This is a genomic window from Achromobacter seleniivolatilans (genome assembly GCF_030864005.1).
GTDB lineage: Bacteria > Pseudomonadota > Gammaproteobacteria > Burkholderiales > Burkholderiaceae_B > Achromobacter > Achromobacter seleniivolatilans.
In genome coordinates, this window is the sequence record NZ_CP132976.1 from 279,121 (window position 1) to 289,532 (window position 10,412).

The following is a 10,412-nucleotide window of genomic DNA, read 5'->3' on the forward strand; positions in this document are numbered from 1 at the left end:
CGGAGGCGGGTATGGCAGACATGCAAGTGCTGGTCACTGGCGGTGCGGGCTATATCGGCACGCACACGCTGGTGGCGATGCTGGCGGCGGGCCAGCGGCCGCTGGTGTTGGATAACTTCAGCAATGGCTGCCGCGAGGCCGTCCGCCGTGTGGAACGGCTGTGTGGTGTGCCAATACCGCTGATCGAAGGCGATATCCGCACGCCCGGCTTGGCCGAATCGGTGCTGGCCGATTCGGCGGCCCGCGGCGCGCCGATAGACGCGGTGCTGCACCTTGCGGGCTGCAAAGCCGTGGGCGAGTCGGTGGCGGACCCCTTGAAGTACTACGACAACAATGTCACGGGCTCCATGGTATTGCTGCAAGCCATGCGCTATGCGGGTGTAGGGCGGCTGGTGTTCAGCTCGTCGGCCACGGTGTATGGCGAACCGCGCTACCTGCCCTTTACCGAGGCGCATCCGCTGGCGCCGGCCAATCCGTATGGGCGCACCAAATTGATGGTGGAAGACATGCTGCGTGATGTTTGCGCGGCGGACCCGGCATTCAGTGCGGTGGTCTTGCGCTATTTCAATCCGATCGGCGCGCACCCCAGCGGGCAGATCGGCGAAAGCCCGCGAGACATTCCTAACAACCTGTTCCCCTTCATCACGCAGGTCGCCGTGGGCCGCCAGCCCTTCCTGCGGTTGTTCGGCGACGACTACGACACGGCCGACGGCACCGGCGTGCGCGATTACCTGCATGTGATGGACCTGGCGCAGGGGCATGTGCTGGCCTTGTCCTATGCTGCGGATCATCCCGGCTTTGTGGCGGTGAACCTGGGCACGGGGCAGGGTACCAGCGTGCTGGAATTGGTGCAGGCGTTTGAGGGAGCCAGCGGCTGCCAGATCCCGGTACGCAGGCTGGCCCGGCGTCCGGGCGATGTCGCAAGCACCTGGGCCGACCCGGCCTTGGCAGCGTCGTTGCTGGGCTGGCGCAGTACCCTGGACGTGGCCGCGATGTGCGCCGATGGCTGGCGCTGGCAGCAGGGCAATCCGCAGGGCTACGAAGCTGACGAGGCAAGCCAGGCCGCCGCATAACCCCAATGCCGTGTCGGAAGGATTCCGGGATGGGGCGCAAGCGGTTACAGTTGACGGAAATATTGCGAAGCAACATTGCCCAGCCGGCCCCGCCGGCTGGGCAATGCACCGTCAGCGAGGCACAACCATGTTTGATTTTGATCCGTATGCCGGATTCATCGGCGTCCGTTCGGGGCAGTGGCAATGAGCGGCCCGACCTATATTCCGCCCGCCCATTGGAACCTGGACAGTATCGTGTCCGGTCTGCGCGATGCGCGGGTGGCGTGGCGCGGCCCCCGCGGCCGCCTGCGTGAAGACGCCGGCCTGCGCGAGTTTCCATCGCAGGAAAGCCTGCGCCAGATCATCAAAGACCTCTGTGGGGCCTTGTTCCCAATGCGCCTGGGTCCGATAGACCTGCGCGAAGAGGTCGAAGACTTCTACGTCGGTCATACCATCGGCGCTGCGCTGGATGCGCTCTTGCATCAGGTCCGTCTTGAACTGCAATACGTCGGGCGTCATGATCAGGCCGACCCCGTGGACACTCAGCAACGCGCGATTGAAATCGTGCGGCAGTTCGGCGCCGAGTTGCCGCGCGTGCGCGCCGCGCTGGATCTGGACGTGACCGCCGCCTATCAAGGCGACCCCGCAGCGCACAGTGTCGACGAAGTGCTGCTCTGTTATCCGGGCGTGGCGGCGATGATCCATCATCGTCTGGCCAACGTGCTGTATCGCCTGAACGTACCGATGCTGGCCCGCATCGTGGCCGAAATCGCGCATGCAGACACGGGTATCGACATCCACCCTGGCGCCACCATTGGCCGCAGCTTTTTCATTGATCACGGCACAGGCGTCGTCATCGGTGAAACCGCCATCATTGGTGACCGAGTCCGGCTCTATCAAATGGTCACGCTGGGCGCCAAGCGTTTCCCGCCCGGCGAAAACGGCGAGCTCAAGAAAGGCTTGGCGCGCCACCCCTTGATCGAAGATGACGTGGTGATCTACGCTGGCGCGACGATCCTGGGCCGGGTCACGATCGGCAAGGGATCGACCATTGGCGGCAACGTCTGGCTGACGCGCAGTGTCGCGCCGGGTAGTAACGTGACGCAGGCCAGTCTGGTCAGCGATATGCCCGATTGCGGTCTGGGCGGCTGACGCCGTTTTTGCTTGCGCCTCAGACGCTGCTACGCCAGCTGTGAGGCGGTCAGGACACAGGAGTCAGGATGGATACAGGAGTCTCGGATCTAGCCGCCCTGCGCGGCTTTATCGACCGCCACCCGCGTTTGTTCGTGCTGACGGGGGCGGGAGTCAGTACCGATTCCGGTATCCCTGACTATCGCGATACGGAAGGCGAATGGAAGCGCAAGCCGCCGATGACCTTGCAGACCTTCATGGGCGATGACCTGGCACGCGCCCGCTACTGGGCACGCAGCATGGTGGGTTGGCGGCGTTTCGGCAGCGTGCAGCCGAATGCCTCGCACCGGGCGCTGGCGCGGCTGGAGTCACGCGGCCATGTCACGGTACTGGTGACGCAGAATGTCGACGGCCTGCATGAAGCCGCTGGCAGCCGCGAGGTGGTGGACCTGCATGGCCGGCTGGACGAAGTCCGCTGCATGAACTGTGATTGGCGCGGCGGCAGGCAGGCGTGGCAGGAAACCCTGCAAGACGCCAATCCCGAATGGACCTCATTGGATGCCACGGATGCGCCAGATGGGGACGCCGATCTGGAAGGCGAAGACTTCTCGCGCTTCAGCGTCCCCCCGTGCCCGCGTTGCGGCGGCATCGTAAAGCCCGACGTGGTTTTTTTTGGTGAAACCGTACCGCGCGACCGGGTGGACCGCGCCAACGCCGGGCTCATGAATGCCGACGCCGTGCTGGTCGTGGGATCGTCTCTGATGGTGTATTCGGGCTACCGGTTTGTGACAGCGGCATCCCGCAATGGAATGCCGATCGCCGCGATCAACCTGGGCCGGACCCGGGCGGACAGTCTGCTGACCCTGAAGGTGGAACAACCTTGCGCCTTAGCGCTGGATGCCCTGTAAACCGGCGTTTCATCGGCCGGTTTTTGACCGGTCTAAGCAAGTACCTGTCATATAAGGGTTTTTCGGCGCTGTTACAGACCTTTCCATAGGGTTGTCCACAGGAACTGTGGATAATTCCTAGGGAATACCCCGATATTTTGACGGGGCTTATTGCGCCGCTGTCAAGTTTCAACACCCTCTATTGCGTCCCCCATTAACGCTTTGCGGGCGGCATGCCAACTGCCAGCGTCTGGCGCATAGAGCAGACCGCCCGACCGGTGCGTGGGTTTGTAGGGCGACCCGTCAAAGCGTGCGGCGTAACCGCCGGCCTCGCGGTGCAGCAGCCACCCGGCCGCGTGATCCCAGGCCGTCAGTTGGTTGTACAAGGCAATATGGCAATGGCCCGCCGCCAACATACGGTATTCATGGGCGGCGCAACGCAGCGACGCCGTGCTGCCCAGGCGCGACAGATTGCTGTTGACGGTGGTGCGCAAGGGTTCCGGCAGAGCGCCCGTGGCAATCAGGCCGTCCATGTCTTCGGGCGGCGCCGGCGGCGCCACGGCAAGCGGCACCTGCCTTCCGTTTTCATATTCCATCCAGGCGCCTTCGCCGCGTACGGCCAAGGCGCTGTCGCGGCTGACCGGGTCGTAAATCACACCGGCGATCACGTCGCCGCGGTGACAGGCCGCGATCATCATGCCAAACAGCGGCAGGCCCGCGACGTAGTTGCTCGTGCCATCGATGGGATCGATCAGAAACGCCAGGTCGGCGTCGACCAGCATGTTCAAGAGCGCGGGGTTGCGTGTGGAGGCTTCTTCGCCGATCAGCACCGCGCCCGGGTGCAGCTTGGCCAGCCGGGCTGCAATCAGGCGTTCAGCGGCTTCATCCGCGTCAGTCACCAGGTCGCGCGGCGAACTCTTGCCCCGCACCGAACCTTCGGGCAGGTTGCGAAAGCGCGGCATGACCTCCACCAGTGCGGCTTCCGCCAGGATGGCTGCAAGCTTGCGGGTGTCGTCACGGGTAAAGGTTTTGCTCATACAGACTCGTCCAGGGAACGCGCAAATCTATCACGCCTGAGCGGCAATTGATCGAGATTTGTAAGTCACTGGAATCAAAGGACTTTTTCCGGCTATGCAGAAGTTATCTGCCGGGTTGTCCACAGTTGTTGGGGATAAGCGGGTGCGGACCGGCTTATCCCCGATGCGCGGCGCGGGGCCGCGCAGCCCGGGCTCAGGCGCCCAGATCCACGCACAAGTACTTGATTTCCAAGTATTCGTCGATGCCGTACTTGGAGCCTTCGCGGCCCAGGCCCGATTGCTTGACGCCGCCAAACGGACCCACTTCGTTGGAGATCAGGCCGGTGTTGATGCCAACAATGCCGTATTCCAGCGATTCCGATACACGCCAGATGCGGGCGTAGTCGCGGGTGAAGAAATACGCGGCCAAACCGAAGATGGTGTCGTTGGCCATGGCGATGACTTCCTGCTCCGTTTCAAAGCGGAACAGCGGGGCCACCGGGCCGAAGGTTTCTTCGCTGGCAAAGCGCATCGATTGCGTCACATCGCGAACCACTGTGGGTTCAAAGAACGTGCCGCCCAGCGCATGCGGCTTGCCGCCAGCAATCACCTTGGCGCCATGCGACGTTGCGTCGGCGATGTGTTCCTGCACCTTTTCAACGGCGCTGGCGTCGATCAGCGGACCTTGGGTCACGCCATCTTCAAAGCCGTCGCCGACCTTCATGGCGTTGACCTTGGCCACCAGACGCTTGGCGATCTCTTCGTAGACGCCGGCTTGCACATAGATGCGGTTGGCGCATACGCAGGTTTGGCCGGCGTTGCGGTACTTGGAGGCCAGGATGCCGTCCACGGCGCGGTCCAGGTCGGCGTCATCAAACACGATGAAGGGCGCGTTGCCGCCCAGTTCCAGCGACAGCTTCTTGATCGTGGGAGCGCATTGCTCCATCAGCGTGCGGCCGACTTCGGTCGAGCCCGTGAAGCTCAACTTGCGGACCACATCGCTTTCGCACAGGGCGGCGCCAATATCACGCGAGCTGCCGGTGATGACGTGGAATACGCCAGCGGGCACGCCAGCTTCTTCGGCCAGCACGGCCAAGGCCAAGGCGGTCAGCGGCGTCTGCTGGGCGGGCTTGACGATCATGGTGCAGCCGGCGGCCAAGGCCGGGCCCACCTTGCGGGTGATCATGGCGGCCGGGAAGTTCCACGGCGTGATCGCGGCGGTGACACCGATGGGCTGCTTCAACGCCAACAGGCGTTGACCCGCCTTGGGGCTTTGCAGCACGTCGCCGTCGATGCGCTTGGCTTCTTCAGCAAACCACTCCAAAAACGATGCGGCGTAGGCGATTTCGCCAGCGGCTTCGGTCACGGGCTTGCCCTGTTCGGACGTCATGATGGTGGCCAGATCTTGCTGGTTCTGCATCATCAGCTGGGCCCACTTCAGCAGGATCGTGGCGCGTTCCTTGCCGGTCTTGGCGCTCCATGCGGGCAGCGCGGCTTGGGCGCTGGCGATGGCTTGTTCGGTTTCCTTACGGCCCAGCTTGGGCACGGACACAATGGTCTTGCCGGTGGACGGGTTGTCCACGGGGATCGACGCGCCGGCGCCGGCGCCGACCCATTTGCCGTCGATAAAGCAGGCGTCGCGCAACAGTTCAGGACGCGACAGGGGATGGGACAGAGCGGTCATTATTGGAGTCTCCTTGAATGAAAGGCATCGGAGCCAGGAAACGGCTGCGGGCGTGGCGGGAATCCGCTGCACGCCCGCAATTACCATGCCTGCCAACCGATGAATCGGGGTTCAGGCCCTGAGCATCAGGCGGTCAGCGCCTCGGTCAGAATAGCCAATGCTTGATCGAACTGCGCATCGGGAATGGTCAACGGGTACAGGAAACGCAGCACGTTGCCGTACACGCCGCAGCTCAGCAGGATCAGCCCGCGTTCGATAGCGCGCGCCTGCACGCGCTTGACGGCTTCTGCGTCGGGTTTGCCGGTGGCCGGATCGTTCAGTTCCAGTGCCACCATCGAGCCCAGACCGCGCACATCGACGATGCCGGGGACCTTGGCGCGCAGGCCTTCCAGATGGGCGCGCAACTTGTCGCCCAGTTGGGTAGCGCGTTCGCACAGCTTTTCTTCAGCGATCACGTCCAGCACGGCGTGCGCAGCGGCCACGGCCAGCGGATTGCCAGCGTAGGTGCCGCCCAGGCCGCCTGCTGCCGGGCCGTCCATGACGTCGGCGCGGCCGACCACGCCCGAAATCGGGAAGCCGCCGCCCAGGCTCTTGGCCATGGTGATCAGGTCGGCCTGTACCGAGTGGTGCTCCATTGCGAACAGCTTGCCGGTGCGGCCAAAGCCGGTTTGGACTTCGTCGGCGATCAGCAGAATGCCGTGCTCGTCGCACAGCTTGCGCAGCGCAGTCATCAGTTCGGGCGGCGTGATGTTGAAGCCGCCTTCGCCTTGCACCGGTTCAATGATGATGGCGGCAACGCGCTTGGGATCGATGTCGCACTTGAACAGCAGGTCCAGCGCCTTGAGCGAATCCGCAACCGAGATCGCTTGCGTGGCATTGGGGAACGGCACGTGATAGATGTCGCCGGGCATCGGGCCGAACGACAGCTTGTACGGGGCCACCTTGCCGGTCAGCGCCATGCCCAGCATGGTGCGGCCGTGGAACGAACCCGAAAAAGCGATCACGCCTGAACGGCCCGTGAACGAACGTGCGATCTTGACCGCGTTTTCAACGGCTTCGACGCCGGTGGTGAAGAAGGCAGTCTTCTTCAGGCCGTCGATAGGAGCCAGACGGTTGATGCGTTCGGCCAGCGAGATATAGCCTTCGTACGGCACGATCTGATAGGCCGTGTGCGTGAAGTTATCCAGCTGCGCCGAAACGGCGGCTTTGATCTTCGGGTGCAGGTGGCCCGTGTTCAGAACGGCAATGCCGCCCGCGAAATCGATGTATTCCTTGCCGTTGGCGTCCCACAGCGTGGCGTTTTCGGCGCGCACGGCATAGAAGTCGCACATGACGCCAACGCCGCGGGGCGTGGCCAGAGAACGGCGGGTATTCAGGTCCTGATTCTTCATCTCAGCCTCAAGGGACATGGTGGGCGGGAAAAACCTTATTTAATGCTACGATGGCCCCACTTGTGGGAACCACTTTGATAAATCAGGTAGAACCAATTGCGTTCCATTGTAGGTGACTTGCTGCTGCTGCGTCTGGCCGATGGATCCAGCGAGCCCATGAACAAGCGTTTGTATCGCGGCATTCGCGAGGCCATCCTGGAAGGGGCCATTGCCGCGGACTCGCGTTTGCCCGCGTCCCGCGATCTGGCGGCCGAGCTGGGCATCGCCCGGAACACCGTGGTGCACGTCTATAGCCAGCTGCTGGCAGAAGGCTACACCCGCAGCCGGCAGGGCAACGGCACCTTCGTCAATGCGTCGGTGCCGGATTCCTATCTGGCCAGCGGCCGGCGCTTGCGCCAGCCGCCGCAAACCCAGCCGCGTCCGGTGCTGTCGCCACGGGGGGCTGCCATTGTGGACGGCGTGTCGGCCTCGCCTTATCAATGGGGCGCCTTCATGCCAGGCGTTCCTGATCTTACCGAGTTCCCTCATAAAAAGTTCGGCCGCATTTTCAGCGCGCTGTGGCGCAATCCGTCGCCTGATCTGTTGACTTACGCCTATGGCGGCGGTCTGCCGGCGCTGCGCGAAGCGCTGGCCCAGCACCTGGCGCTCACGCGCTCCATCGACTGTGATCCCGAACAGATCATCATCACCGAAGGTTCTCATCAGGCCATCGACCTGACCACCCGCATTCTGGGCGAAGCTGGCGAAACCGCCTGGGTCGAGGACCCTGGCTACTGGGGCGCGCGCACGATTCTGCAAGCCAATGGCCTGCATACGGTGCACCTGCCGGTCGACGAAGAAGGCATGCGGTTGCCTGAGGCTGGCGGCACGCCGCCGCGATTCATCTTCGTCACCCCGTCACACCAATATCCTTTGGGTCCCGTCATGTCGCTGACCCGCCGCCGTCAGTTGCTGGCCGTGGCGCGGCAAAGCGGCAGCTGGATTATCGAAGACGACTACGACAGCGAGTTCCGTTTCTCGGGCCGGCCCATCGCATCCCTGCTGGGCCTGGAACCCGATGCGCCGGTTATCTACATGGGCACGTTCAGCAAGACGTTGTACCCGGGTTTGCGGGTGGGTTATCTGGTGCTGCCCAAACCGCTGACTGCCGCGTTTCAGGCGGCGCATGCCGAGCTATACCGCGAAGGGCACCTGATGACCCACGCGGCCTTGGCCACCTTTATTTCCGAAGGCCACTACGCCGCCCACATACGCCGCATGCGCATGTTGTACGGGCGGCGCCGCGCCATGCTGGTCAATCTGATCGAACGCCGGCTTGGTCCGGAATGGCTGCACCGCGACGCCAGCATGGCGGGTTTGCATCTGGTGCTGACGCTTCCAGAGGACATGGATGATTTGCGTGTGGTGGAAGTGGCGCGCAGCAAGGGCGTGCTGACGCGTGCGCTATCGCGTTATTACGTCAACGAGCAAGGCCGCAGGCCTGGGCTTTTGTTGGGCTACGCTTGTGTGCCCGAGCACGATATCGCGCGCAAGTTCGAGGTGTTGCTGGAGAGCCTGGCGGAAGTCGCAAGAACGCCAGTTGCGGCTTGATTGCGGCCTTCGCCTAGAAAGGCAGCAGCGCCGATGCGAACGCTGCGGCGTTGCGCATTCCCTGGTCTTCAAAATTGGTGTTGAACACTGCGTGCGCCTGCGTGCTTTGCGCAGCCAGACGGCTGAACCGCTCGGCCAGTTCCGCCAGTTCCTGTTCTGAATACTCGTATTGGAAGCGGCCCGATGAGGCCGTGCCGGATACGTTCCAGGCAGCCGCGTTGCGTCCATGCAGCCGCAACAACGTCAAATCAGGATGCGTGTTTTCCCATACGGCAGGCACGGTGTTGTCAAACCCCTGCGGTGCATCCACGATGGTGTGCACAACACCCAGCTCGCGCTCAAAAGCCAGCGTGTCCGCCGTGGCGGCGGGGGTTTCAAACCAGCTCTGATGCCGGAACTCTACAGAGATCAGATGTTCGTCCATGCGCCGCGCGCAGTCTGCCACCCGCGCCCGTCCGCGTGCATCGCGCCGAATCCAGGACGGAAATTGAAAATGCACCGCGCCTAGCTTGCCGGGCATCCGCAAGGGTTCCAGCGCCAACTGATAACGGCGCCAGAGTTCGCCGCTAAGGTCAGATGGCATCTGATCTTGGTAGATGACGGGTTCGGGCCAGCCGCCAAGTTCGCGCTGGATGTCGGCAGGCAAGGCGGCGAGCGGAGTCTGATGGCCGGTGAACAGCCGGAATGCTTTGATGTTGAAGATGAAATCATCCGGCGTGCGCTGCGCCCATCGGTAGGCATTCTCGGCAGTGGGCAGCGCGTAGTAGCTGGAATCGATCTCCGTCATGCCATAACGCGACGCGTAAAAGCGCAGCCGGGCTTCGGCGCTGCTGGCCTGCGGCGGATAAAAACGGCCGCAGGCCAGCAGCGTGGGGTCGGTCCAGGAGGCAGTGCCGGTCAGGATACGCATGGCGGGTCTAGGCTGATTTCTTGTTGTCCGCAGGCGGGGCATCGCTCAGGTTGCACAGATAGCTGATCACCATGTCGGGGATGTGCTTCATCCGGCTGGCCAGGCGTTCCTTGGTGCCCAGATCCACGTCCAGTACATACGACAGCGTATAGCGGTTGGACACGAAGTAGGACCCCAGGCCGGAGATCGACACATACAAATCAATCCAATCGGCATCCTGGCGGAATACGCCTTTTGCTTTGCCCTGTTCCAGGATGTTGTGCAGCGCGCGGCGCAGGGGATTGAAAATCACCGGAATGACCCGTGATTTTTTGATGTGTACGGCTTTGTGCAGGTTTTCAGTCGCCAACAGCTGGATGAATTCGGGCTGCTCAACAAAATGCTGGATGGTCTTTTCAACCAGCGTGCGCATATCAGCCACGGGGTCGTCGCCGGTCAGAGCCAACTCGTTCTGCCGTTCGCGCATGGCGCCGTATGCGCGCTCCATCACCTGAATGAACAGGTCTTCTTTGCCCGAAAAATAGTGATAGATCAGGTTCTTGCTGACCTTGCAGCGGGCCACGATGGCATCGATGCGCGCACCGTCATAGCCACGCGCCGCGAACTCCTTGAACGCCATATTCAGGATGCGTTCCTTGGTGGCTTGCGCGTTGCGTGTCTGGGTCTTTGTCTCTGATGTCTTCTTCGCTGGCATGGCGGGTGCGATAGACCTTTATTGGGGGGTGGGTGCAATAGAAATTCTACTCTTCGC

General features: G+C 62.7%; 9 protein-coding genes. 4 read left to right on the forward strand and 5 right to left on the reverse strand.

All coding sequences use genetic code 11. The features are described 5' to 3' along the window. Positions 1–11 precede the first annotated feature (11 nt). The 3 genes from galE to RAS12_RS01305 all read left to right on the forward strand — a co-directional run bounded on the left by galE (position 12) and on the right by RAS12_RS01305 (position 3,091). Positions 12–1,073 (forward strand): UDP-glucose 4-epimerase GalE, encoded by a 1,062-nt coding sequence (galE, locus tag RAS12_RS01295; protein WP_306944697.1) that lies wholly within the window; start codon positions 12–14, stop codon positions 1,071–1,073. A gap of 183 nt (positions 1,074–1,256) precedes the next feature. Next, positions 1,257–2,204 carry a serine O-acetyltransferase EpsC gene (gene epsC / locus RAS12_RS01300; protein ID WP_306944698.1) on the forward strand — a complete coding sequence of 316 codons (948 nt, stop codon included), beginning with the start codon at positions 1,257–1,259 and terminating at the stop codon, positions 2,202–2,204. Positions 2,205–2,272: 68 nt separating this feature from the next. Beyond that, positions 2,273–3,091 (forward strand): NAD-dependent protein deacetylase, encoded by an 819-nt coding sequence (locus RAS12_RS01305; protein WP_306944699.1) that lies wholly within the window; start codon positions 2,273–2,275, stop codon positions 3,089–3,091. 161 nt (positions 3,092–3,252) lie between these two features. Here the strand turns inward: RAS12_RS01305 and RAS12_RS01310 are convergent, their stop codons facing one another. The 3 genes from RAS12_RS01310 to RAS12_RS01320 all read right to left on the reverse strand — a co-directional run bounded on the left by RAS12_RS01310 (position 3,253) and on the right by RAS12_RS01320 (position 7,161). Continuing rightward, positions 3,253–4,107 (reverse strand): inositol monophosphatase family protein, encoded by an 855-nt coding sequence (locus tag RAS12_RS01310; protein ID WP_306944700.1) that lies wholly within the window; start codon positions 4,105–4,107, stop codon positions 3,253–3,255. A 193-nt stretch (positions 4,108–4,300) separates the two neighbouring features. Beyond that, positions 4,301–5,770, reverse strand: coding sequence for an NAD-dependent succinate-semialdehyde dehydrogenase (locus tag RAS12_RS01315; RefSeq protein ID WP_306944701.1), 1,470 nt, complete (start codon positions 5,768–5,770; stop codon positions 4,301–4,303). Between the two features lie 125 nt (positions 5,771–5,895). Beyond that, a complete protein-coding gene (locus tag RAS12_RS01320) occupies positions 5,896–7,161 on the reverse strand; it encodes a 4-aminobutyrate--2-oxoglutarate transaminase (protein ID WP_306944702.1) in 1,266 nt (421 codons plus the stop codon). A 96-nt stretch (positions 7,162–7,257) separates the two neighbouring features. Here RAS12_RS01320 and pdxR point away from each other — a divergent pair, with 96 nt between their 5' ends. After that, on the forward strand, positions 7,258–8,751 hold the full coding sequence (gene pdxR, locus RAS12_RS01325; protein ID WP_371321235.1) for a MocR-like pyridoxine biosynthesis transcription factor PdxR: 1,494 nt from the start codon (positions 7,258–7,260) through the stop codon (positions 8,749–8,751). A gap of 13 nt (positions 8,752–8,764) precedes the next feature. Here the strand turns inward: pdxR and RAS12_RS01330 are convergent, their stop codons facing one another. Together RAS12_RS01330 and RAS12_RS01335 are read right to left on the reverse strand one after the other, a co-directional pair. Further along, positions 8,765–9,661: a DUF72 domain-containing protein gene (locus tag RAS12_RS01330; RefSeq protein WP_306944703.1), complete on the reverse strand. Its 897-nt coding sequence runs from the start codon at positions 9,659–9,661 to the stop codon at positions 8,765–8,767. A gap of 7 nt (positions 9,662–9,668) precedes the next feature. Beyond that, positions 9,669–10,355 carry a TetR/AcrR family transcriptional regulator gene (locus RAS12_RS01335; RefSeq protein WP_306944704.1) on the reverse strand — a complete coding sequence of 229 codons (687 nt, stop codon included), beginning with the start codon at positions 10,353–10,355 and terminating at the stop codon, positions 9,669–9,671. Between the last annotated feature and the right edge of the window lie 57 nt (positions 10,356–10,412).